The organism is Nocardia sp. Marseille-Q1738 (assembly GCF_965283145.1).
On record NZ_CBDIMS010000005.1, the window covers coordinates 134,850 to 156,376 of the forward strand.

Annotated in this window: 21 protein-coding genes and 1 pseudogene; 12 read left to right on the forward strand and 10 right to left on the reverse strand. The window is 67.3% G+C overall.

The window, feature by feature from the left end; all coding sequences use genetic code 11:
• The first annotated feature begins 257 nt into the window (after positions 1 to 257).
• Positions 258 to 758, forward strand: a complete 501-nt coding sequence (locus ACWPXK_RS20105; protein ID WP_364329390.1) for a flavin reductase family protein — start codon at positions 258 to 260, stop codon at positions 756 to 758.
• A 24-nt stretch (positions 759 to 782) separates the two neighbouring features.
• Here ACWPXK_RS20105 and ACWPXK_RS20110 read toward each other — a convergent pair whose 3' ends face one another.
• The gene (locus tag ACWPXK_RS20110; RefSeq protein WP_454197692.1) at positions 783 to 1,643 is read right to left on the reverse strand and encodes a TIGR03619 family F420-dependent LLM class oxidoreductase; all 861 of its coding nucleotides are present in this window, start codon (positions 1,641 to 1,643) and stop codon (positions 783 to 785) included.
• The gene (locus ACWPXK_RS20115) at positions 1,640 to 2,014 is read right to left on the reverse strand and encodes a MerR family transcriptional regulator (protein WP_454197693.1); all 375 of its coding nucleotides are present in this window, start codon (positions 2,012 to 2,014) and stop codon (positions 1,640 to 1,642) included. The genes ACWPXK_RS20110 and ACWPXK_RS20115 overlap by 4 nt, the downstream gene beginning before the upstream one ends.
• Positions 2,015 to 2,166: 152 nt before the next feature.
• Here ACWPXK_RS20115 and ACWPXK_RS20120 point away from each other — a divergent pair, with 152 nt between their 5' ends.
• Positions 2,167 to 4,428: a hypothetical protein gene (locus tag ACWPXK_RS20120; RefSeq protein WP_454197694.1), complete on the forward strand. Its 2,262-nt coding sequence runs from the start codon at positions 2,167 to 2,169 to the stop codon at positions 4,426 to 4,428.
• A 25-nt stretch (positions 4,429 to 4,453) separates the two neighbouring features.
• On the opposite strand, the gene ACWPXK_RS20125 is transcribed toward ACWPXK_RS20120, so the two are convergent.
• A complete protein-coding gene (locus ACWPXK_RS20125) occupies positions 4,454 to 5,314 on the reverse strand; it encodes an alpha/beta fold hydrolase (RefSeq protein WP_454197695.1) in 861 nt (286 codons plus the stop codon).
• Positions 5,315 to 5,378: 64 nt separating this feature from the next.
• On the opposite strand from ACWPXK_RS20125, the gene ACWPXK_RS20130 reads away from it, so the two are divergent.
• Complete coding sequence (locus ACWPXK_RS20130; RefSeq protein WP_454197986.1) at positions 5,379 to 5,963, forward strand: TetR/AcrR family transcriptional regulator; 585 nt, start codon at positions 5,379 to 5,381, stop codon at positions 5,961 to 5,963.
• Positions 5,964 to 6,012: 49 nt separating this feature from the next.
• On the opposite strand, the gene ACWPXK_RS20135 is transcribed toward ACWPXK_RS20130, so the two are convergent.
• The gene (locus ACWPXK_RS20135) at positions 6,013 to 6,612 is read right to left on the reverse strand and encodes a TetR/AcrR family transcriptional regulator (RefSeq protein ID WP_454197696.1); all 600 of its coding nucleotides are present in this window, start codon (positions 6,610 to 6,612) and stop codon (positions 6,013 to 6,015) included.
• Positions 6,613 to 6,677: 65 nt separating this feature from the next.
• Here ACWPXK_RS20135 and ACWPXK_RS20140 point away from each other — a divergent pair, with 65 nt between their 5' ends.
• Together ACWPXK_RS20140 and ACWPXK_RS20145 are read left to right on the forward strand one after the other, a co-directional pair.
• Complete coding sequence (locus ACWPXK_RS20140; protein WP_454197697.1) at positions 6,678 to 7,976, forward strand: DUF3533 domain-containing protein; 1,299 nt, start codon at positions 6,678 to 6,680, stop codon at positions 7,974 to 7,976.
• Between the two features lie 224 nt (positions 7,977 to 8,200).
• Positions 8,201 to 9,082, forward strand: coding sequence for a hypothetical protein (locus ACWPXK_RS20145; RefSeq protein ID WP_454197698.1), 882 nt, complete (start codon positions 8,201 to 8,203; stop codon positions 9,080 to 9,082).
• On the opposite strand, the gene ACWPXK_RS20150 is transcribed toward ACWPXK_RS20145, so the two are convergent.
• Positions 9,048 to 9,359 carry an EthD family reductase gene (locus tag ACWPXK_RS20150; RefSeq protein ID WP_454197699.1) on the reverse strand — a complete coding sequence of 104 codons (312 nt, stop codon included), beginning with the start codon at positions 9,357 to 9,359 and terminating at the stop codon, positions 9,048 to 9,050. The genes ACWPXK_RS20145 and ACWPXK_RS20150 overlap by 35 nt on opposite strands.
• Positions 9,360 to 9,520: 161 nt before the next feature.
• On the opposite strand from ACWPXK_RS20150, the gene ACWPXK_RS20155 reads away from it, so the two are divergent.
• Entirely contained in the window at positions 9,521 to 10,423 is a 903-nt protein-coding gene (locus ACWPXK_RS20155) for a LysR substrate-binding domain-containing protein (RefSeq protein ID WP_454197700.1), read from the forward strand.
• Between the two features lie 167 nt (positions 10,424 to 10,590).
• Here the strand turns inward: ACWPXK_RS20155 and ACWPXK_RS20160 are convergent, their stop codons facing one another.
• A complete protein-coding gene (locus ACWPXK_RS20160; protein ID WP_454197701.1) occupies positions 10,591 to 10,920 on the reverse strand; it encodes a hypothetical protein in 330 nt (109 codons plus the stop codon).
• 16 nt (positions 10,921 to 10,936) lie between these two features.
• Between ACWPXK_RS20160 and ACWPXK_RS20165 the strand changes: the two genes are divergently transcribed.
• A complete protein-coding gene (locus tag ACWPXK_RS20165; RefSeq protein ID WP_454197702.1) occupies positions 10,937 to 11,770 on the forward strand; it encodes a hypothetical protein in 834 nt (277 codons plus the stop codon).
• 2 nt (positions 11,771 to 11,772) lie between these two features.
• Here the strand turns inward: ACWPXK_RS20165 and ACWPXK_RS20170 are convergent.
• The 3 genes and pseudogenes from ACWPXK_RS20170 to ACWPXK_RS20180 all read right to left on the reverse strand — a co-directional run bounded on the left by ACWPXK_RS20170 (position 11,773) and on the right by ACWPXK_RS20180 (position 13,586).
• Positions 11,773 to 12,652 (reverse strand): annotated as a pseudogene (locus ACWPXK_RS20170) (IS5 family transposase).
• 180 nt (positions 12,653 to 12,832) lie between these two features.
• Complete coding sequence (locus ACWPXK_RS20175) at positions 12,833 to 13,168, reverse strand: ArsR/SmtB family transcription factor (RefSeq protein WP_454197703.1); 336 nt, start codon at positions 13,166 to 13,168, stop codon at positions 12,833 to 12,835.
• Positions 13,155 to 13,586, reverse strand: a complete 432-nt coding sequence (locus ACWPXK_RS20180; RefSeq protein WP_454197704.1) for an SRPBCC domain-containing protein — start codon at positions 13,584 to 13,586, stop codon at positions 13,155 to 13,157. The genes ACWPXK_RS20175 and ACWPXK_RS20180 overlap by 14 nt, the downstream gene beginning before the upstream one ends.
• Before the next feature lie 270 nt (positions 13,587 to 13,856).
• Between ACWPXK_RS20180 and ACWPXK_RS20185 the strand changes: the two genes are divergently transcribed.
• From ACWPXK_RS20185 to ACWPXK_RS20205, 5 genes are all read left to right on the forward strand, one after another.
• Positions 13,857 to 15,089: a PucR family transcriptional regulator gene (locus ACWPXK_RS20185; protein WP_454197705.1), complete on the forward strand. Its 1,233-nt coding sequence runs from the start codon at positions 13,857 to 13,859 to the stop codon at positions 15,087 to 15,089.
• A 128-nt stretch (positions 15,090 to 15,217) separates the two neighbouring features.
• Positions 15,218 to 16,696 carry a class I adenylate-forming enzyme family protein gene (locus ACWPXK_RS20190; RefSeq protein WP_454197987.1) on the forward strand — a complete coding sequence of 493 codons (1,479 nt, stop codon included), beginning with the start codon at positions 15,218 to 15,220 and terminating at the stop codon, positions 16,694 to 16,696.
• A gap of 34 nt (positions 16,697 to 16,730) precedes the next feature.
• Positions 16,731 to 18,491 (forward strand): DUF3556 domain-containing protein, encoded by a 1,761-nt coding sequence (locus ACWPXK_RS20195; protein ID WP_454197706.1) that lies wholly within the window; start codon positions 16,731 to 16,733, stop codon positions 18,489 to 18,491.
• Positions 18,488 to 19,939 carry a phytoene desaturase family protein gene (locus ACWPXK_RS20200; RefSeq protein WP_454197707.1) on the forward strand — a complete coding sequence of 484 codons (1,452 nt, stop codon included), beginning with the start codon at positions 18,488 to 18,490 and terminating at the stop codon, positions 19,937 to 19,939. The genes ACWPXK_RS20195 and ACWPXK_RS20200 overlap by 4 nt, the downstream gene beginning before the upstream one ends.
• Before the next feature lie 199 nt (positions 19,940 to 20,138).
• Positions 20,139 to 20,606: a PaaI family thioesterase gene (locus ACWPXK_RS20205; protein ID WP_454197708.1), complete on the forward strand. Its 468-nt coding sequence runs from the start codon at positions 20,139 to 20,141 to the stop codon at positions 20,604 to 20,606.
• A gap of 65 nt (positions 20,607 to 20,671) precedes the next feature.
• Here ACWPXK_RS20205 and ACWPXK_RS20210 read toward each other — a convergent pair whose 3' ends face one another.
• A complete protein-coding gene (locus tag ACWPXK_RS20210; RefSeq protein ID WP_454197709.1) occupies positions 20,672 to 21,514 on the reverse strand; it encodes an acyl-ACP desaturase in 843 nt (280 codons plus the stop codon).
• Between the last annotated feature and the right edge of the window lie 13 nt (positions 21,515 to 21,527).

Consider the following 21,527-nt stretch of genomic DNA (forward strand, 5'->3'; position numbering starts at 1 on the left):
CACACGCAATGTGGCAATCGCCACTCGGCATTTTCAGTGTGGGCGCGGAAGGCGTTGCGGTGGACTATCATCCACGGAACGTAGATCAGAAAGCGCTGACCTACGCAGCCGTCTCATGGGCACCGCACCCCTGTTGGCGTCACCGTCTCAGACGATTCGCCGCCGCAGTTGTAGGGTGAGTGGTGCCCAGCCCGGAACGTTTGCCCGAGGATCGCGCGGGCATCCGGGGAAGACGTCGCATCACGCTGGGAGGACCCATGGCTACCGAAGACCGGACCGCAGTGTTCGACGCGGTGGTCGCGGCGGCGGACTATCCCGTGCTGCTGGTCACCGTCCAGGCCGATGGGCGGCGGGCCGGATGTCTGGTGGGCTTCGCGACGCAGGTGAGCATCGAGCCGCGCCGGTTCCTGGTCGGTCTGTCCAAACGCAACCACACCTACCGGGTCGCCCAGCGCGCCGAGCGGGTCGCGGTGCATGTGCTCGGCAGCGAACAGCTGTCGCTCGCCCGGCTGTTCGGCGGTGAGACCGGCGACGACATCGACAAGTTCGTGCACTGCGACTGGACCCCCGGGCCCGGCGGCGTGCCCGTGATCAGCTCGGTGCCCAGCTGGTTCAGTGCCCGCATCCGGGACCGCTACGACTTCGGCGACCACGTGGGAATACTGCTGGAACCGGAGGACGGAGCAGCGCCGCGCCGCGGGGCCGAGACGCTGCACTACCACGCGGTGGCCGACCTGACCGCCGGACACGCGGTCTGAGGCCGTTCGCGTCCGGCTGCCGGGTCAGGCCGGAGCGTGTGCGAGTCCGAAGCGCTCGGCGAAGGCGGACAGCTCGTCGCGCGCCTGCTGCGGCTCACCCGTGCTCGCGCTCACCACGATGCGTGTGACACCCTGCTCGGCCAGCGCTTCGACACGCTCGACCGGCATATCGAGCGATCCCCAGCGCGTGTACTCGAACGCGCCGATGCCCTGGTCCGCCGCCGCGGCGCGGGCGATCTCGAGCTGGACGGCGCGTTCGCCGGGACCGAGCGCGCCGCCGGGGAAGTAGCCGTCACCACGGGCTCCGGCCCGCCGGGCGGCGGCCCGGCTCGATCCGCCGACATGAATCGGCAACCGCTGGCTCGCATAGGGTTTCGGGAAGCTGCACAGGTTCTCGAAGCGGAAGAACTCGCCCTCGAAGCTCACCCCGTTCGCGTCGCCCGACCACAGCAAGCGCAGCACGTCGATGGCCTCGTCGGCCCGGCGACCGCGGGTGCCGAAATCGACGCCAACCGCCTCCGCCTCACCGGGCAGCGTGCCCAGCCCCACGGTCAGCAGGCGCATCCGGCCCCGGGACAGCACATCGATGGTCGCCAGGCGTTTGGCCAGCACCACCGGATGGTGGTACGGCAGCAACAGCACCGCCGTGCCGAGCAGGATCCGGTCCGTCGCGGCGGCCACGAAGCTCAGCGCGTCGAGTGGGTCGGCGAAGGGCACCGACGGCGTGATCTCCATCGGTCCGACCGTGGCGCCCGGGTACAACGCGATGTGCTCGGGCAGGTAGATGGCTTCGAAGCCGCACTGTTCGGCGTGCTGGGCGTAGCCGATCAGCCGGTCCGGGTCGGTGCCGAAGAACGGAGTGCTGTAGCTGACCGCGAACTTCACCGGCCCTCCTCGATCCGGTCGAACTCGCAGGCCGCCGTGAGCTGGCCGCGCAGTTGATGGCGCACGGTCTCCAGGCGGTCGATGTAGGAATCGACCTCGGCCAGTTTGCGCCGCAAGGTGGAGACCGAGTCCGGGCAGATATCGCCGGAGGGGTTGCCCGCCCGCAGGCAGGCGACGAACGGACGGATGTCGTCGAGATCGAAACCCGCTCCGAGCAGCGCGCGAATCTCCGCCACGATCCGCAGCTCCGCCTCGTCGTAGGAGCGATACCCGTTCGCGGCGCGGCGCGGCCGCACCAGGCCGTGCTCCTCGTAATAGCGCAGGGCACGCGTGCTGGTGCCCGCCCGCTGCGCCAGTTCGCCGATTCGCATCCATCCTCCTTCACCGACGTCACCGCAACGCTAAACCTTCTCGTCGACGTCAAGGCAAGTCGGCGCCCTTCCTCTTCCGATGGCGAAAAGTCGGACATATCGCGTGCATAGGACGTGACGAGTTCACTCGCCGCCACTACACTGCGCGCTTTGTGAGGATCGGCGCGGCGCCCGGAGCGCGAAAAGAGCACTACGTCTGGGGTGCGGCCACCGTCATCGGGGTGATCGCCGGGTATGTGGCGGTGCTGCTCGCCGACGCCAGGCACTACTACACCGACGACACCGAGGCGCAGTACGCCCCCATGTGGGTCAGGCTCGGAGAGCTGTTGCGCGACGGCAAGTTTCCCGCCCTCGTTCCGCACGAGTGGATGGCGGGCAACTACACGCTGGAAGAGGCGGCGTTGTTCAATCCGCCGCAGCTGCTGGTCTACCTGCTCGCGCCGTCGATGGACGATCTGGCCGCCTACGCGACGGCGGTGAAGCTCGTCTTCTCGATCATCGCCGCGCTCGGCGTGTTCCGCATCTGCCTGGCCTACGGCGCCCGTCCTCGCTGGGCGGCGGTGGCGGGGATCGCGTTCCCGCTGAGCGGTTGGTTCTTGTTCTTCGATCAGGCGAGCTGGTTCACCCCGCACGTCGCGACCGCGTGGATGGTGCACGCCTGGGCCTCGGCGGTGCGGTACGCCCGCGGCCGGAGTGGACCGTTGCCGGTGTTCGTCTTCCTGTATCTGACGCTCACCGTCCAATATGCCTTTCCAGCAGTGGAATCCGCGCTGATCATCGCCGCGGTCGCGGCCGGCGAGGTCGTGCATCAGCGCCGGTGGGGGCCCACGGTACGACTGTGCCTGGCGGCGGGATGTGCCGCGCTCACGGCGGCTGTCGCGAACCTGTCCGGGATTCTGTCCTCGCAGGTGACCTGGCGGGGGAGCGCCCAGATCCACAACGATCCCTTCCTGACGGTGCCGTGGTCGGAGTCGCTGAATGCCAGTCTGCCGAGCACCACGCCTGCGTTCACCGCATGGTGGGGGCATGTCCAGCCGCTGCCGATGGTCTATATCGCCTGGTTCCTCATCCCGGCGCTCGCATTCGTCGACTGGCGTGCCGCGCGTGCCGCGGCACGAGAGTTGAGCGGTCTGGCCTTCTTCGCCACAGCGGTGCTGATGTGGACGGCCGGGCCGGGCGCCATCGGACCGCTGCGCTGGCCCGCCCGGGTCCTGCCGATGCTGGCCGTCGTCTTGCTCGTGCTGGTGTGCGTATTGCTCAGTCGTTACGGCGCTTTCGCCGCTTCGCGCCGCCGCGCCACGGCCGCCGCCGTGCTGGTCGGGTTGTTGTTCGTCCGGTCGGTTTCCGCCGCGCCGGACTTGGTGCTGCGCCATATGGTCGCGGTGCTGGCGGTCGGCGCGCTCGGCGCCGCCGCCGTATGGCTGGCCCGCAATCGCGGGACCGTCGCCGCGTGCGCGCTGACCATCGCCGCCATGTTCCCCATCGCCTACGAGCAGGTGCGGGGGGCGCCCACGACGCCGATGTCCTACGACTTCCCGGAACGGCGCTCGGCGATGCGTGCGGCGTTCCCCGATTTCGACGGCCTCACCCTGCAACTGGCCGACCGCGCCGCCCTGCCCCCCGAGGACAGGAACCTCGCGGGCGCCTACGGCTCGCTGGCCATCGGCAACTACGCCAAGGCCGTCGGGCTCGACTACGTCAACGCCTACACGCCCATCGGCCACGCCGCTTTCGCGGGCATGTTGTGCATGGCCTGGGACGGCAGCACCTGTCCCGACGCGTACCGTCGCGCCTTCGCGACCGAAACCGTCACGGGGGCACCCATCGTCGATCTGATGAAGGTCGACAGGGTGGTACTGCATCGCGTGCAGTACCCCGACGCGCGCGAACGTCCCGCGCCCACTGGCTGGCGGTGGGCCGACTACCCCGGACACGAACGCCACATCTGGGTGCTGGAACGCGCCGATGGGCAGGTTTCCACGCGCAACGGTCCGATCGCCCACACCGCGGGCGTCACCGCGGTGTCGAGCAGTTCCTCGGACGACATCACGGCCCGCGCCGTGGTGAGCTCGGCGAGCGGCGGACGCGTCGTGTTCGCGCGGCTGGCCTGGCCCGGACACCGGGTCACGCTGAACGGCAGGGAGCTGTCCGCCCACACGATCGGAGGCGTATTCCTCGCCGTCGACATCCCTGCGGGCACCGAGGACGCGGAATTGGTCGTCGACTGGCGCCCGCCCGGCAGCCGGATCGGCATCGCGACCACCGTTGCCGGACTCATCGGGATCGGCCTGCTGCAGTGGATCCATTACCGGACGCGGCGGCGCGCCCAGGACGAGCCCTCCGAGCCGTCCGAGACCACGGAGATTCCGGAGACCCCGGCGGCTCCAGTGGAACTGGAGACCGTGAAAGTCTGAGAACGGATTCGGCCGCCGGGAACGTCTACCGCGTGCTCGGCCCCGGAGTGGCGCGGTGTTCGGTGAGGAACGCCGACATAGCCTCGGCGACCGCGGTGGGCTGGTCGAGCATGGAAAGGACGTAGGCGTCGTCGATTTCGACCAGTCGCGCACGGGGGATGAGTTCGGCGAGCCGACGCCCATGCTCGCGCGGCATCACCTTGCCCGGCGACGACCACAGGATCAACGCGTCACCCGAGAAGTTCCGCAGCGCTTCGGTGTGGGCGACGAGTTCCCGCTTGCGGAAGCCCGATTTGGTGTAGGCGAGCAGGTCGCGCCGGATGCGGGCGTCCCGCAGTCCGGGTTCGGTCCAGCCGCGCACCAGGTCGTCGGACAGCGGGCGGCGCGCCATCCAGCCGAACAGCAATGGTGAGCGACGCAGCCACGGCACGCGTAACTGCCGCAGCGCCAAGGAGATCCCGCCGGGTAGATAGGTTGCGACGGTCGCCATCTTGCCCGGCAGGCCGGGCGGGAAGTTGTCGAAAGCCTCACACGGCAGCACGATCAGCCTGCCGACGCGCTCGTCGAGCCCGTAGGCGGTGAGGAACAGCGCACCGCCCCAGTCGCTGTGCACCAGCGTCACGTCGCGCAGATCCAATGCCGCGAGGAAATCGGCGAGCAGCTGGTTCAGGCCGCGCAGGCTCAGGTCGGCGCCCGGCTTCAACGGTACGGGGTGCGCGCCGAGGGGAAGGTCCGGCAGCACGTACCGGAAGCCGTCGGGGAGTAGGCCGAGCACCTCGTCCCACAGTGTGTGGTTCATCAGCAGGCCGTGCAATAGGACGACGGGCGGTCCTTCGCCCCGCTCGACATAGTGCACCCGTCCCACGGGAAGGTCGATTGTCGGCATGTTCGCCTCCATTCGAGCGATCGCTCTAGAGTATTTGCTCTAGTCTGGTGGGGTGACCGAGAAGATGTCAACCAGCACCTCCGCACGCCTGGTCACCGCCACGGCCGAGCTGATGCGCACGCAGGGCTACGCCGGAACCAGCGTCAAGCAGATCACCGTCGCCGCCCGCGCGCCGATGGGCTCGCTCTACCACCACTTTCCCGGAGGGAAACCGCAGATTGCCGCCGCGGCCCTGCGCGCATCCGGGGCCGCCTACATCCAGTTGCTCCCGCTCCTGTTCGACCCGCACGACGACCTGCGCGACGCGGTCCCCGCCGCCTTCGAAGCCGCCGCCGAACAGATCGAAGAGACCGGCTGGATCAACATGTGCCCGGTCGGGACCATCGCGGGCGAGATCGCCGACAGCGAACCCGCCCTCCGCGAGGTCGCCGCCGAGGTCATCGGCTCCTGGGTCGACGAGGGCACCGCCTACTTCGTCCGCCGCGGCCTGTCGGCCCCGGACGCCCGTGACTTCATCCTCGCCGTTCTCGCCGCCCTCGAGGGTGCCTTCGTCCTCAGTCGCACGCTCCGCTCGACCGAACCCCTGCATGCCGCGGGCAGATCGCTGCGCACTCGCATCGATGAAATGCTGGCGGCCGTGCGCGGCTGAGAGCGAACTGGATCGCGGTCACCGATCGATCGAGCACCGTGCCGCAGCCTCACGGACGCGGGCGCAACCCCTCGATCATGTGCGTGGTGGTCTCGTCCAAGAGTTCGTCGGCGGCATCGGCGGCGATCACACCGGAGCTGACGAAGGTGGCCAGGCCTTGCAGGGCGGCGACGGCGGACAGCGCGATGCGGCGCGGGTCGCCCGCGATCACCTCACCGCGCGTTTGCGCTTCGGCGATGAGCGCGACCGGCGTCGCGAACGCCGCGTCCACCGCCTGGGACATCGCGTCGCCCGCGGCGGGGCTGTGTCTGCGCGCGAACATCAGCGCGATGAGCGCCGAATTCTCCGTCGCGAAGCGGAGATAAATCCTGGCCAGCGCGCGAATGTGCCCCTCGATCGAACCGGCGGCGCCGGTCTGCTCCAAGGCGGTGGCAAGGCGTTCGAATCCGGACACCGCGAGGGCGTCCAGCAACGCCTGCTTGTCCTTGAAATGCCTGGTCGGGGCGGCATGGCTGACGCCGATGTCACGGGCAAGCCGGCGCAGCGACAGGCCGTCGACCCCCGACTCGCGCAGCGTCGCCTCGGCCCGCTGCAGCAACTCGGCGCGCAGGTCGCCGTGATGGTAGGAGCGGGCTCGGCTGATCGGCATGGTGTTGGCAGGATAACAAAATGTAGTCATTGCCTACTTTGTTGTCACTGACTACATTGACTCGCATGACGGTTCGGACCTTCACCGCCCCGATCGCGGTGCTGATGGTTTTCGCGGCGCTGCTCGCGACCATGTACCTCGGCTACTCCGGCAATACCGAGAAGAACCTGCACGACTTCCCGGTGGCCTTGGTCAATCAGGACGTCGGCGACACGATCGACGGCAAGCCCGCCAATATCGGCGCTCAGGTCACCGACGCGCTGGTCGCGGGTATCTCGTCGGAGAAGATCGACCTGCGCGTCGTCGGCATCGCCGAGGCGCGCACACAGTTGGGGCACGGCGAGGTCTACGGTGCGATCGTCATCCCGTCCGATTTCACCAAACGGCTGGCGATCCTCGGCGCCGCCGCCGTGGTGCCCGGCGAGATCGAGCGGCCGGTGATCACGGTCCACACCAACCCGCGCGTCGGCCCCTACACCACCGGGATCATGCAGCGCATCGCCGACCGCGCGCTGAACCAGGTGGACGAGACGGTCGGCAAGAACCTGACCGATCAGGTGAACGCCGCCCTCGCCGCGGGTCCCGGCGCGCCGGTCGAGCCCAGTGGCGCGGCCCGGCTGATGCTCACCGACCCGGTGCAGATCGTCACCGCGCCTTACCATCCCATGGACGAGTCCGCCGGGCAGGGTCTCGTCGCTTTCTTCTACACCCTGATCCTGCTGCTCGCGGGCTTCACCGGCGCCATGATCATCCACACTCTCGTCGATTCGGTGCTCGGCTTCACTCCCACCGAATACGGCCCGTGGTTCGTGCATCCCCCGGCCACCGGGATTTCCCGCTTCCGCACCCTGCTGGTGAAATGGGCTGTCGTGGCCACCGCGGCGCCGATTCTGTCCGGGATATTCCTCGCCGTGGCAAAGGCATTGGACGTTCCGCTGGGTAGTTCGCTGCTGTTGTGGCTGTACGGAACTCTGGCCATCATCGCCGTCGGCGTGACCGCGCTGGCTGTCCTCGCCGCCTTCGGCACCGCGGGACTGATGGTCAACCTGGTCCTGTTCGTCGTTCTCGGCCTGCCATCCTCGGCCGCCACGGTCCCGCTGGAAGCGACGCCCACCTACATCGCGAACCTGGCCGCGTTCGAACCCATGCACCAGATCTACTTGGCGGTGCGCGCCATCCTGTTCTTCGACGCCCGCATCGAAGCCGGTTTCGGCCAAGGCCTGTGGATGACGGTGCTCGGCCTCGGCGTGGGCCTGCTCCTCGGTGCGGGCGTCACCTACGCCTACGACCGCCGCGGGCTGCACCGCGCCACGGCGTCTGTCGATACCGCGGTGGTCATGCCTGTGCCCGCCGTTGCTCGGTAATCCGCGTTCCCGTGGGAGCGTGGCGTAGGCGACACTCGCCATGTCGAGGTGCGGGAGACGCCGGACGAGCAGGTGCGTTCGGTAGTCTCCCGCTCCGGCTGATCGCGGTGAGTTGACTGAACTACCGACCCCTCCCGGCTCGATCTCGTGGCCAATGCTGCGCGGCCGGGGCTATGTTCCGTGCTTGTGTCTGAAGAGCGCGATGCGCCAAGAGATCGCTGGACTTGCCCGAATACGTCCGCAAAGCGTTGGGGCTGGGTATGGCGCAGCTGATCGTCGGCGACTATGTGCGTCCGGCGGTGAGCTGGTTGTTGACCACGGCGTCCCCGTTGCGGATCGCTAGCGAGATGGCCCATGTCCGCGACCCGGCCGGCTTCGCCGAACTGGCAGCGGTCCGGGCGGCGAACTCGCTCGGCGATGCGACCATGCTGCCCGCGATCGAGAAAATCGCGCTGGTCATGGCGTTCTGGAAGGACCTCGAACGGCATCATCCCGCCATCGACACGCTGCGGCTGAGCCACGAGATCGCTGCCGCTTGGAAGCAGCGGGCCCGCACCCGCACCATCCGTTCGACCGGCCCCGACGGCGAGGTCGTCGAGATCACCGTCGAACGAGACACCGCGGCCGACGTGCTGATGACCGTGCGCAGCTTCTATCTCGACCTCGCCCAGTGGGCCTTCGACGACCCCGGCCGCTGGGGCCGGTGGGCCGTGCCCTGCCCGATCCGCGCCGACGACACCCAATACCGAAAGATGACCTCGCGGCGCAAAGCCCGCATGGACCAGCGCACCCGTGAACGGCTTCCGGTCCTGCCGACAGTCAGAATTCCTTACTGGGTTCGGAACGCTTGGACCGTTCTTCGAAAGGCGATGCCGGGCCTGCCCGAGGTTGGCGGGCTCCCGCCCCGGCTGTCGCGCCGCACGCGCGCATCAACCACCGTGACATCCGGCCAGGACATCGGCCCACCTTCGACGCTCAACGAACCGGCAACCGCGAACGGCGTTCCGCCGATAGCCGGGACCTGCCCGCAACGGCACGCTCCGAACGCGTCCCGGAGCGTGCCGTCCTGCCTCAGCCGGTGCCGTCCTGCACCGGATAGTCGATGACGACCACGCCGCCGGTGGCGTAGTTGACGACATCGGCGGCCAGCCGCTGGCCTTGCGGCGACTCCCGCGCCGCGGCCAGGGCGGCGGCGTCAGCGAAGTCGCCTTCGAAGACCGCGAAATACGGCGCTTCTCCGTTGGTCGCCGCTACGTCGAAGCTGTAGCGCCACGCAAGCAGGCCGGGCCAATTCATGACCAGTGGAAGGTGGTTGTTCACGTAGTAGTCGCGGAAGTGGTCAGGGTCGGCGGGCTTGGGATATAGGACCACCGTCTTATGCATGACGACCTCCGTCCAGATCAGGGGTGTGTGTGAGTGCGATGTCCGGTACCGCGGTCAGTTGAATCGTCATATGCGCAGGTTAGAGGTTGATGTGAGGTCGAGGGAAAGACCGGGACGGGATAGACTCAGAACGGATCGTTATCAATCGGCAGGGAGGGCATGTGGCGCCGGACACGGCGAGCCTGCGGTACTTTCTGGTGCTGGCGCAGGAGTTGAACTTCACCCGCGCGGCCGCACGGATCGGGATCGCGCAGCCCGCACTCAGTGCCCGGATGCGCCGATTGGAGGCGGAACTCGGTACGAGCCTGCTGGTTCGCAACACGCGTAGCGTCGTATTGACCACGGCCGGTGCGGCTTTGGCGGAGTCCGCGCCGCCCGCGCTGGCGGCGCTGGACCGAGCATGGGACACCGCCCGGAATGCGGGGGCCGGTGAACTGGGCACGCTGCGCATCGGATACAGCCTCAGCACGGGGGCCGAGACGGCACCGGCCCTGGTGGACAGGCTCATTCGCAGCAGCCCGGGCCTCGAGGTCGGTGCGGTCCCGATGGCGACACCGGAGATCTCTCCCGCGGTCGCCGACGGCCGCATCGATGCGGGGATCACCCGCGGTGAACAGCCGGGTCGTGGCGTGCGCCGGTTCCTGCTGCGGCGCGAGCGCGTCGGGGTCCAATTGGCACAGCATCATCCGCTGGCCGAACACCCGGAGATCGGGATCGCCGATGCGGCCGCGTATCCGCTGCGACTCCCGGACCGTGCGGCCAACCCCGTGATCCACGATCAGCTGTCCGCACTGTTCCGCGACACCCGGCCGACCCCCCGATTCCACACGCCCGCAGTCTCTTTCGACATGTCTCAGCTCGACCTGCGCGACGGGCTCACCCTCGCCCCGGCTAGTGAAGCCGCGGTCACGGCACTATCGGCCGGTCTCACGTGGCGACCGCTGCGGGGCGCACCCACCTTGACGTTCCACCTGGTCCTCCCGCGCGTGCAGTCACCACTACACCGCCGGATCCGTACCGTCGCCAAAACCCTGGCACACGAGCTGCACTGGCTGCCGGACTGACGCGCAGCAGGTCACGCAGATTGCCGACGACGATTACGAACCCCTGCACCGCCAAAAACCTTCAACCACAGGCTTTCTCTCAACTGAATGTGCGGCGACCGAAGTTATTTCAGATCTGCGTCTCACCACCACACGCCCTCAGCCGTCGGCGGCTGTGTGCCGGGGAATCACGCGTCCGGCGCACCGATCTCGAGCCAGTACCGCCGCACTGGACCGTGTTCGGTGTTGCGCATACCTTCGAGGATGCCGCCGTTTCGTTCGATCGTCTTCGCCGAGGCGATGTTGTCGATGGCGCAGACGATCAGTACGCGGTCCCATGTCTGGCGCCGTTTCAGTGTCCGCTCTCCGGCTCTAGCGTCGAAAGCGAATTTGCTTGAAACGTGCGGATTCCGTGGGTGTTCCGTCAGCTCCGGCGTGGTGCCGATGCCTGCGCCGGAGCACCAAGACCGGTGGGTGCGTTGCAGCACCGCACCCACCGGCCAATCCAGACGACACACGCGCCAAGGGGACAAGATGTCGGAAGAATTCGGAGTTGTATTGATCATCGCAGCCGCCGTCATCGGGGTCGTGCTGCTTCTGTTCTGGGTGCTGCCCTGTCTGATCGACCTGGGCCGCCAGCTGCCCGAACTCGAGCACGCTGATGAAATACCGGAACGCCTAGGGCCCCACGCCGCGCCGAAAAGGCCCTACCTGGTGGATGAGGCCCACTGGGTGACCCAGGAACACATCGACTGCGACGCCCGCACGTGCGCCGCCAAGGGCGCAGCTATCGACGTCCTCATCGAAGCAGGGCGCATGCGCGCTGGGGTACGGATCGGTGGTGTTGCGATGAGGAAACGACTCGTCGGCGAAGGGTGCGAGGACGCTGCGGTGGCGGGCATCGATATCCGCCAGGCTCGCGGCATCATCGCCATCCACGAGCACTGCACCCCCTGTTTGCGCAATGATCGAGAGATGTTGGTTCGTGTAGAGGAGATGCCGCAGGTCCCGCTCCTGCCGATAGCGGTTCGGGTTCACGCACCTGTTGGAGTCGCTGTGGTGGCGTGGTGCGGCGCTCCGGAGCAGGCAGACGGTCAACATCATGTTGAGTGGTCCGTGGACGAGGATATCTTTTGGGGGCGGAACACCCGGCCGACCGCTCTTGCCGAACCCGGACTTTGGCAGGACGGCGACGAAGTCCTCCTGCGCGGCAGACTCGATGCCACCGGAAGCGAGCCTGTCCTCGAGATGGGTGACTCACAGATCTTGTTCGATCTTGCCGCCCCGCTTCCTGACGGCATCGACGTCGCCTGGGTGGAAGTCCGTGTGGAGGCAGCCACCGTTTCCCTGTGGCCGTATCAGCTCTGACATCACTGGTACCGGAGCCATTGGTTGATGACGGCGATGTGGATCGTGGCCTGGTAACGGACCGCGAGTTTGTCGAACCGGGTGGCCACGGCCCGATGCTGTTTGAGCTGGTTGATGCCACGCTCGACCGCATTGCGGTCACGGTAGACCACCGGCAGAACCGCGACGCCGCCGGTGCGCGGCCTGATCGGCCGGGACCGGAATCGTCGCCGCGGTCCCGTGACGACGTAACCATTGCCGGTTACCGCGACTGGAATACGCTTTGTCGGCCAGTACCCGCTGCGGCCGCATCCGGGCACGCCCACCACCGGTTTTCGGCACCACGATGCTGTCCAGCACTGCCGTGAACTGCGGACTGTCACCGGCCTGACCAGCGGTGACCAGTACCGACAGTGCCCGGCAGCCCTGCTCACACGCCAGATGCAGCTTGCTGGTCCACCCGCCCCGCGAGCGCCCCAACCCATGGTCGACCGGCTCGGACTCACCCGGACCGGCCGGCGGCTCAGCCTGGCCACCGCCATCGCGGCGCGCACCGGCGGCGTGCTGGTGGGCCCGGGTGATCGTGGAGTCCACGCTCACCTGCCAGTCGATCGCCCCGGCTGCATCGGCCAGGACCTGCAGTGATGTGAGGATCACCGACCACGCACCAGCCCGCTGCCAGCGTCGGAACAGTCCATACACCGCCTGCCAGGACCCGTATTCGGCCGGGACGTCGCGCCACGGCGACCCGACTCGTGTCCGCCACCGGATCCCGTCGATGAGCTGCCGCTTCGTCCACTTCGACGGGCGGCCTGTCTTCTTCGGTCGGGGCAGCAACGGTTCCAACCGCGCCCACTGGGCGTCGGTCAGGTCCGCACGACTCGCCACCGCTACGCTGGCCATGAGGTCTCCGGCACTATTCAGATTTGCTTGGTCGCTAATCCGAATACCGGAGACCTCACTTACATGCCAACGCGGGCAACAGCTTCCACCGAACATACTGATGGGGCGGCACCGCTTCGCCGTGCCACCCCATCAGAGACTTCGAGACACTGCCTGCAGCCGATCCGCGTGGAAGGCGCGTTACCTGTCGTCGAGGTGTCTCCGTAAGGCGTCGAACTGACCGTCCCAGTCGCGGGCGAGCGCGGCCAGAAACTGTTGCGCCACTTGCATCGGGGCGGAGTTGAGCCGGTATCGGATTCGGCGTCGTTCTCCCGGTTCGGCCGTGACCAGGCCCGCGTCCGCCAATAGGGCGAGGTGTTTGGCGATCGCCTGCCGGGTGATCGGCAGGCGATCGGCCAGATCCGTTGCCGTGGCGGGGCCACCGGCCGCCAACGCGGCGAGGATGCCGCGGCGGCTTGGGTCGGCCAAGGCGACGAAGACCTGCTCGGCGATCGCCTCGATATCAGGCGGCGTCAAGGTATTCGACCAGTTCACCCAGCTCGCTCGCCCAACCCTCGGTGTTGCCGTCGAACGCCTTGCGATATTCATCCGGAGGCAACTGGGCGAAGCCGGTTTCCACCACGGTCAGCCGAGTTCCGGCGCCGGCCGGCTCCAGCGTGAACTCGACATACGTGCGGCGCGGGTCGTCGTCCGGCAGGCCGTAGATGTGCCAGGTGAACCCGAACGCCGTCGGCTCCTCGACCCGTTCGATGCGCATATCCGCCTTGTCGCCACTCTTCCATGACATTTCCGCCGCGCCTCCGGGACGCAGGTCGATCGTCGCCGCATGACCGAACCAAGTGCCGAGGCCCTCGGCCGTGGTCAGCGCCGCCCACACCTTCGCGGGCGCATGTGCGAACTCGACGGTCCGCACGATCTTATCGGGGAATCCCATAACAGCCTCCAATATATAGCAACCATTTTGTTGCCATTGACAATATTGCAACCGAATGGTTGCGTCAAGGGGTGATTGTCTGTCCGAGCGGGAAGGCCCCGTCGGCCGCCGGGGCTGTTCACCGGTGCCGAACGCCGGCGAAGTGGTGCTCGCTCTCCAGCGCCATACTGTCCAGATAGCCGACGCAGAGGAGCTCGATCGAGCGAGGTGTCGCCGATTCGGCAACCGTAGCTGTCTCGGCTTCGCTCGTCGGTCGGGAGGCAGCTGGACATGCAGAGCAACGGCGCAGAATTGCTCGCGAGGATCGCGGGAGGGCTGAGCCGGCGTGCACTGGCCCTCTCCGAACAGTTGACGGAGCAGATGCTCGCGATCGAGCCGGAACTGCGCGGCGACAGCCGAGTCGAGGCTCTGCTGCGCGCCAGCGTCACCGGCAACGTCGTGATCGCCTTGCATGTCTATGAGCTGGGACTGGACGTCGAAGAGATCGATGCGCCGGCCGAGGCGTTGGAGTACGCCCGTCGCCTGGCCCAGCGCGGCACTTCGATCACCGCGCTGCTGCGGGCGTACCGCATCGGCGAGCGACTGTTCACCGGCCACATGCTCGGTGAGATCACCGCCGCGACGAGTGACCCCACGCTGGTCACGGCGGCGGTGGCCGAAATGACCGACCGCTCGTTCGCCTACATCGATCGGGTCTCCCAGCAAGTCGTGGCCGCCTACGAGGACGAGCGGGACCGGTGGTTGCAGAACCAGATGGCCGTCCGCACCGGTCGGGTGCGCTCGATCCTGTCCGGACAGCGCGTCGACCCGGGTGACAGCGAACGTGCGCTGGGGTATCGCCTCGACCGAACCCACTTGGGCCTGGTCGTCTGGTCCGACGCGGGCACTGGCCAGCTCCGTGCGGCCAAACACCTTGCGACCATCATCGCCGATCAGCTGCACTGCCAAGGCCAACCCCTGCTGATCCCGGCCGACGAATCGACGCTGTGGGCGTGGCTCCCGCAACCGGAACTGGACATGAACCCGGCCGCGGTGTGCCCGCCGGAGGCGACCTGGGTCGCGGTGGGCAGACCTGCCGCCGGGCTGGAGGGCTTCCGACTGACCCATCGCCAAGCGACACAAGCGCAGGTGGTCGCGATGTCCGCACCGGCACCGCAGCGTGCGCCGGTGTCGTATTCGGCACAGGTCGGGCCGATCGCGCTGATGTGCTCGGATCTGGCCGCCACCCGGGCATGGATCAGTGAAATCCTCGGGTCGCTGGCGCGTGATGACGATGCCACGGCACAGCTGCGTGAGACGGCGCGTGTCTTCCTGGACACCAACGGCAGCTTCCAGACAACGGCCGAGCGGCTGGTACTGCACCGCAACACCGTCCAGTACCGGATCCGCAAGGCGGAGGCGGTGCTGGGGCATTCGCTGCGGGAGGGACGGCTCGACGTCGAGGTCGCCCTGCTGGCTTGCCGATGGCTGGGATCGACTGTGCTGCAGCCCGTGGGTGACTGAAGCATCCGTCGTGCGGTGCGCACGATCACACCGGATTTCTTCATGCGCCCGCTATATGGTCCAGGTCACATCACCTTCCTAACGTGGCGTTCACGCAAGCGAGCTGCTGCGTCAGCAAGGAGATCGACATGCACTTCGCCGCCCTCCCGGATGTACGCGCCGGGAACTCCCCCACCAACCCCTGTCTTGCCGACGACAACCTCGGGCGGATCACCAACGCCGAATTCCTCGACCTCGTGCGAAAGTACGCCGATCGGTTGTCGAAAGCCGGGATCGGTGTCGGCGACGTTGTCGCCGTGATGCTGCCCAACCGGCTGGAATTGATCGTGGCGTTGTTCGCGGCTTGGCGGCTGGGTGCCGCGGCGACACCGATCAACCCGTCGCTGACCCCGGTCGAGGTGAACTATCAGCTGAACGATTCCCGCGCTCGGGCGCTGGTCTGCGCTGACCACAGCGAGTCCGGCGATGTCACTGTGCCGCAGCGGCTTTCGGTGCCCGACCTGGATCGGCACGAGGGCCGCGTCGGTGGCGCGGAGGCAACCGAGTTCTCGGGCGACGCCCTGGCGTTGATCATCTACACCAGCGGTACCACCGGACGCCCCAAGGGCGTCGAGCTGACGCACGCGAACATCATGGCGATGGCCGAGACGATGGTCGCGGGCATGCGACTGACCGCTGCCGATCACAGCCTGTTGATCCTGCCGCTGTTCCATGTCAACGGCATCGTGGTCAGCGTGCTGTCGCCACTGCTCGCCGGGGGCCGGACCACTGTCGCCGGCCGGTTCTCGCCGCGGACCTTTTTCGACCGGGTCGAGGCGGCGCGGCCGACCTATTTCTCCGCGGTGCCGGCCATCTACGCGATGCTGTCGGCGCTGCCGGACGAGATCCGGCCCGACACCTCCTCGGTCCGGTTCGCGCTCTGCGGTGCGGCTCCCATGCCTGTCGAGCTGCTCACCCGGTTCGAGGAGCGCTACGGTGTCCCGATCTACGAAGGCTATGGCCTGTCGGAGGGGACGTGCGCGAGCACGGGTACTCCGCTCGACGGTGTCCGCAAACCCGGCACCGTCGGCATCGCGCTGCCGGGGCAGGAAATCGCTGTCGTCGACAGCGACGGCAACTTCCTCGGCCACGGATCGGTCGGCGAGGTCGTGATCAAAGGCCCGACGGTGATGCGGGGGTATCTCGGTCGGCCCGAGGAGACGGCGAAGGTGATCGTCGACGGCTGGCTGCGCACGGGAGACGCCGGCCGCATCGACGCCGACGGCTACCTCACCCTGGTCGACCGCATCAAGGACATGATCATCCGCGGCGGCGAGAACATCTCTCCCAAGGAGATCGAGTCCGCGATCTACACCCACCCGCAGGTGCTCGAGGCCGCCGTGATCGGGCGACCGCACCCGGTGTACGGCGAAGTGCCCGTCGCCTTCGTGTCCTATCGCGATGACGCCGCGGTCGAGCCGGAACAGATGCTCGATCATCTCCGGAAGTCCTTGGCGCAGTACAAGCTTCCCGATCTGATCGTGACCGTAGACGAGATCCCGAAGAACCCCGTCGGGAAGATCGACAAGCGGGCGCTGCGCGCCCGCGCGGTCGAAGCGCGCCTCTGACGCCCCTCAATTTCCACCTCGAAAGACATCTGCCATGGGATTCACAAAACCGGATCTTCCGGACATCGACTACGCCGAATGGAAGACTCGACCGCGCGGCGAACGGCTCCGCATCGTTGCCGAACACTGGGTCGAGCACGGTTTCGGCACCCCTTATGCCGTCTACCTGCTCTACATCCTCAAGTGCGCCCTGTATGTCCTCGGCGCGGCAGCGGTGATCTCCCTGACTCCTGGACTCGGAGCGCTCACCGACATCACCTCATGGTGGACCGAGCCGATTGCCTACCAGAAACTGATCGTCTGGACCCTGTTGTTCGAAATCCTCGGGTTCGGGTGTGGGTTCGGGCCGCTCACCATGCGGTTCCTGCCGCCGGTCGGCGGGTTTCTGTACTTCCTGCGTCCCGGCACGCTGCGGCTTCCGCCGTGGCCGGGGAAGGTGCCGTTCACCCGTGGTGACGAGCGCGGCGTCATCGACGTCGCCCTGTATGCGGTCGTCCTCGGATCCGGAATCTGCGCGTTGCTCGCACCCGGTCATGGTGCGCCCCCGGTGGACGGCAGTCGGGCCGGCCTGCTCGATCCCACGGTCGTCATTGCTCTCGTCGTTGCCCTCGGCACGCTCGGGTTGCGGGACAAGACGGTGTTTCTGGCCGCCCGCTCCGAGCACTATCTGTTGATGCTGCTGATGTTCTTCGTCCCGTTCGCCGACATGATGATCGGATTCAAGCTGGTCATGCTGGCACTGTGGTGGGGTGCGGCCACGTCCAAGCTCAACCACCACTTCGGGCACGTGGTAGCCGTCATGATGAGCAACAGCCCGGTCATGCGGATCAGATGGCTCGAGCGCAAGATGTATCGCAACCCGCCGCAGGACCTGCGCCCGTCGTGGATCCCGTCCCTGCTGGCCCACGGCGGCACTGTCGTGGAATACCTGGTTCCCGCCTACCTGGTCTTCCTCGGCAATGGCGGCCCGCTGACCTGGGCGGCGATCATCTTCATGGCGGTCTTCCACCTGCACATCATCTCCACGGTGCCGATGGGCGTGCCGCTGGAATGGAACATCTTCTTCATCTGCAGCCTGTTCTACCTGTTCGGACACTATGGCTACATCGACGTCTGGGAGCTTCGATCACCGCTGGTACTCGCGCTGATTCTGTTCTCGGCACTCGTCGTCCTCCTCGGACATATTCGGCCGCAATGGGTTTCGTTCCTGGCGTCGATGCGCTACTACGCCGGCAACTGGGCCACCAGCGCCTGGTGTTTCCGCGGGGACGCCGAGCTGAAGCTCGAGCAGCATGTGACCGCGAGCGCCGCACTGCCGGTCACCCAGTTGACCAAGCTGTACGGCCCGGAGGTCGCCGACATCCTGTTCCAGATCGGGATGGGGTGGCGATCGATGCATACCCACGGCCGGGCGCTGAACGATCTGATCACCCGGGCGGTCGACAACGAAGAGGACTACGCAATCCGGGACGGAGAGGTTGTCGCAGGCCCGCTGCTGGGCTGGAACTTCGGTGAAGGGCACCTGCACAACGAACAATTGCTGGCAGCGGTGCAGCGTCGCTGCCAATTCGAGGAAGGCGAGCTGCGCATCGTCGTCCTCGAATCCCAGCCCATCCACCGGCAACGCCAGGCGTATCGTATCGTCGACGCCGCGACCGGAGTCATCGAAGAAGGTTATGTGCTGGTTGCGGACATGCTGGCCCGCCAGCCGTGGCCGGAGCCGGGCGACCCGTTCCCGGTTCACCCTCTCCGCCGCGATGAGACACGGGTTCTGCCCCCGGCGGATGTGCGATGACCACGGCGATCGTCGTCGGCTCCGGGCCGAACGGGCTGGCCGCCGCCGTCACGCTGGCCCGCCACGGCGTGGACGTCACCGTGCTCGAGGGTGCCGCCACCATCGGCGGCGGCATCCGCTCCGGCGAACTCACCCTCCCCGGCCTGCTGCACGACCATTGCGCAATGGCCCACCCCATGGCGGTGGGGTCGGCGTTCTTGACCGGAATCGACGCGGCCCGATACGGACTGGAATGGGCGTGGCCGGAAATCGACTGCGTGCACCCGCTCGACGACGGAACAGCAGGAGTGCTGTACCGGTCCGTCGAGGACACCGCCGCGGGCCTCGGCGCCGACGGCTCGATCTGGCGCCGCCTGTTCGCCGGTCCCTCCGCTGGATACGAGCCGCTGGCAACCGATTTCATGCAACCGCTCCTGCGGATACCGGCACATCCGCTGCGGTTGGCGCGATTCGGCATCCCGGCCCTGATACCCGCCGCCACGCTCGGACGATTGTTCCGGACCGAGCAGGGACGGGCGCTGTTCGCTGGGAACATGGCGCACGGCTGGCAACCACAGGAGCGGATCCTGTCCGCGGCAATCGGTCTCGGCATCACCACCGCCGGCCATCGCTACGGGTGGCCGGTCGCGGTGGGCGGCTCGCGCGCAATCGCCGGCGCCATAGCGGCCGCACTGACAGATCTGGGCGGGAAGATCGAGACCGGGCTGTGGGTCGAGTCGCTCGACCAACTGCCGCCAGTCGATCTCGTGATGTTCGACCTCGCCCCAGCCGCGATCGCCGACATCGCCGGGGACCGCCTGCCTCCGCGGGTCTCCCGAGCGTACCGGCGATTCCGGCACGGACCCGCCGCCTACAAGGTCAGCCTGGCCGTCGAGGGCGGCATCCCATGGACCAATCCCCACGCCTGCCGGGCTGGAAGCCTGCACGTCTGCGGTAGCGCGGCGGATGTGGTTCGCGCCGAACGCGTGATCCATCAAGGACGGCTTCCCGATCGACCCTTTGTCATGGTCGGACAGCAGTACCTCGCGGATCCAACACGATCACGCGGAAACGTGCACCCCATCGATCTGTACGCGCATGTGCCACAAGGATATTCGGAAGATGCCACCGACGTACTGCTCGATGGGGTCGAGCGGTTCGCGCCCGGGTTCCGGGACCGCATCGTCGCCACCACCGTGGTCGGCCCCACCGACATGCAGGCCTACAATCCGAACTACGTGGCCGGAGACATCCTGACCGGCAACAAGAACATTCGCCAGCTGGTCTTCGGCGGACCACGCATCACCCTGCGCCCCTACCATATAGCGGACCGGATGTTCATCTGCTCGGCCGCCGTTCCGCCGGGGCCCGGAGCACACGGGATGAGCGGATACAATGCCGCGGCCGCGGCGATGCGACAGCTCGCCATCCCCATCGAGGCACCTGCTGCCTTCGGATCCGCACGTTGACGCGTGCTATCGGCCACACGGGCGTCAGCAGTCGTAGAGTACCCATCTGATCAATAGCGGGTGGTCATGGCCGCGAGAGATGGACCCGAGGGGCGTCCTATCGGCCGATCGAAAGTCGGAATGCAATCGGGGGTGGCCGGGTGGAGTTCATCGGGCGCTGATCGAATATCGGGGCAAGGTTCGCGAGGGAGGAAAAGTCATGACCAGCATCGACACTCATGCCAACGGGACCGTCGCGTCCCGCGTCACCGAACTGACCACGGTCTTCGAGCGGGGGCTTCGCGAGAATCTCGGCGTCGGCGCATCCCTGGGTATTCGGTTGGAGACGGCCGGGGATGGCTACACCCGCTACTACCTCGACCCGAACCCGGCCACGATCAACGCCATGTTCACCGTGCACGGCGGCGTCCTGGCCACCTTGATGGACACCGCGATGGGCAGCGCGGTCTTCACCAAACTCCGTGACGGCGTGGCGTATACGACGCTGGAGTTGAAAGTGAACTTCATCCGTGCGGTGACGCTGGACGGTTCCCGCCTGACCTGCGAAGCCACCGCGGTGCACGTCGGGCGGCGCACGGCCACCGCCGAGGGACGGATCACCGACGCGGCCGGCAAGCTGATCGCGCACGGCTCCACCACGATCCTGGTGCTGCACCCCGAAGGGTGACCCGCGAACGCCGAACGGCCCTGCCGCGAAAGGAACTCGGCGGCAGGGCCGTTCGGCGTTCGAGCTCACGCGAGCGACCGGCACTCCTCGATGAAGCGCACCAGTTCGTCCAGGCGATCGCTGCGTGCGTCCACGGCGCGGTCGATCACCTTCACCAAGTGCTCGTAGGCCTCGGTGTGGTCGTAGGAGGCCACATCGGCGATCCGCAGCGCCCACCGCCAGTAGCCGCGCATGGTGTCGGCCAAGGGCATGCGGAAGGTGGCGATCACGTCGCGGATCGGCTGGACCGTCGCGTCGCCCTGTACCCGCAGGTAGCGCGTGACGACATCGGCCATGAAACTGAAATGCCGTGCCTCGTCGCGGGACAGGCGCGCCAGCACCGCCCCGAGCACCGGGTCGTCCACCACGTCGCGCAGATGCTGGTAGTACATCTGCGTCGCCTTCTCCTGTACCAGCGCGTAGGCGAAGAACTGCACCGGGTGCTGGTAGGGCAGGTCGAACGGCTTCTGCCCCTCGACCGCCAATTCCGCGCGCAACGCGTCGCGTCCGGCCATCCCGGACGCCTCCTGGTAGCGGCTCAGCGCGCGAGCGTGCGTGTCCTCCTCCAGCGCCCAGCGGACGGTGAAGTGGTACAGCTCGCGGTTGTGGATGAACGCCGCTGGTTCCACGCTGTCGTCCACCGGGAAATACCGGTGGTAGACGTCGAAGTAGCCGGGCAGATGGTCTTCGATCAGGGTGACGAACCGCACCGCGGAGCGCTGGCCCTCGGTGAGCCTGCCCGCGTCGGCGCGAGGCCAGTCGAACGCGGTCTCCACGTCCCAGGCCCGCGCGGCCGGGGACGCCGCGAGGAACCCGTCGACGGCCGCGGCCACCTCGTCGACGGGAATCAGCGCCGATTCGATGTTCATGTGCTCCTCCTCC

Excerpts from the sequence above, each read along its gene's own strand:
- ACWPXK_RS20105 (WP_364329390.1), top strand. The coding sequence starts at position 258 with ATGGCTACCGAAGACCGGACCGCAGTGTTCGACGCGGTGGTCGCGGCG.
- ACWPXK_RS20115 (WP_454197693.1), bottom strand. The coding sequence starts at position 2,014 with ATGCGAATCGGCGAACTGGCGCAGCGGGCGGGCACCAGCACGCGTGCC.
- ACWPXK_RS20125 (WP_454197695.1), bottom strand. The coding sequence starts at position 5,314 with ATGCCGACAATCGACCTTCCCGTGGGACGGGTGCACTATGTCGAGCGG.
- ACWPXK_RS20130 (WP_454197986.1), top strand. The coding sequence starts at position 5,379 with ATGTCAACCAGCACCTCCGCACGCCTGGTCACCGCCACGGCCGAGCTG.
- ACWPXK_RS20135 (WP_454197696.1), bottom strand. The coding sequence starts at position 6,612 with ATGCCGATCAGCCGAGCCCGCTCCTACCATCACGGCGACCTGCGCGCC.
- ACWPXK_RS20140 (WP_454197697.1), top strand. The coding sequence starts at position 6,678 with ATGACGGTTCGGACCTTCACCGCCCCGATCGCGGTGCTGATGGTTTTC.
- ACWPXK_RS20150 (WP_454197699.1), bottom strand. The coding sequence starts at position 9,359 with ATGCATAAGACGGTGGTCCTATATCCCAAGCCCGCCGACCCTGACCAC.
- ACWPXK_RS20165 (WP_454197702.1), top strand. The coding sequence starts at position 10,937 with ATGTCGGAAGAATTCGGAGTTGTATTGATCATCGCAGCCGCCGTCATC.
- ACWPXK_RS20180 (WP_454197704.1), bottom strand. The coding sequence starts at position 13,586 with ATGGGATTCCCCGATAAGATCGTGCGGACCGTCGAGTTCGCACATGCG.
- ACWPXK_RS20185 (WP_454197705.1), top strand. The coding sequence starts at position 13,857 with ATGCAGAGCAACGGCGCAGAATTGCTCGCGAGGATCGCGGGAGGGCTG.
- ACWPXK_RS20190 (WP_454197987.1), top strand. The coding sequence starts at position 15,218 with ATGCACTTCGCCGCCCTCCCGGATGTACGCGCCGGGAACTCCCCCACC.
- ACWPXK_RS20195 (WP_454197706.1), top strand. The coding sequence starts at position 16,731 with ATGGGATTCACAAAACCGGATCTTCCGGACATCGACTACGCCGAATGG.
- ACWPXK_RS20200 (WP_454197707.1), top strand. The coding sequence starts at position 18,488 with ATGACCACGGCGATCGTCGTCGGCTCCGGGCCGAACGGGCTGGCCGCC.
- ACWPXK_RS20205 (WP_454197708.1), top strand. The coding sequence starts at position 20,139 with ATGACCAGCATCGACACTCATGCCAACGGGACCGTCGCGTCCCGCGTC.
- ACWPXK_RS20210 (WP_454197709.1), bottom strand. The coding sequence starts at position 21,514 with ATGAACATCGAATCGGCGCTGATTCCCGTCGACGAGGTGGCCGCGGCC.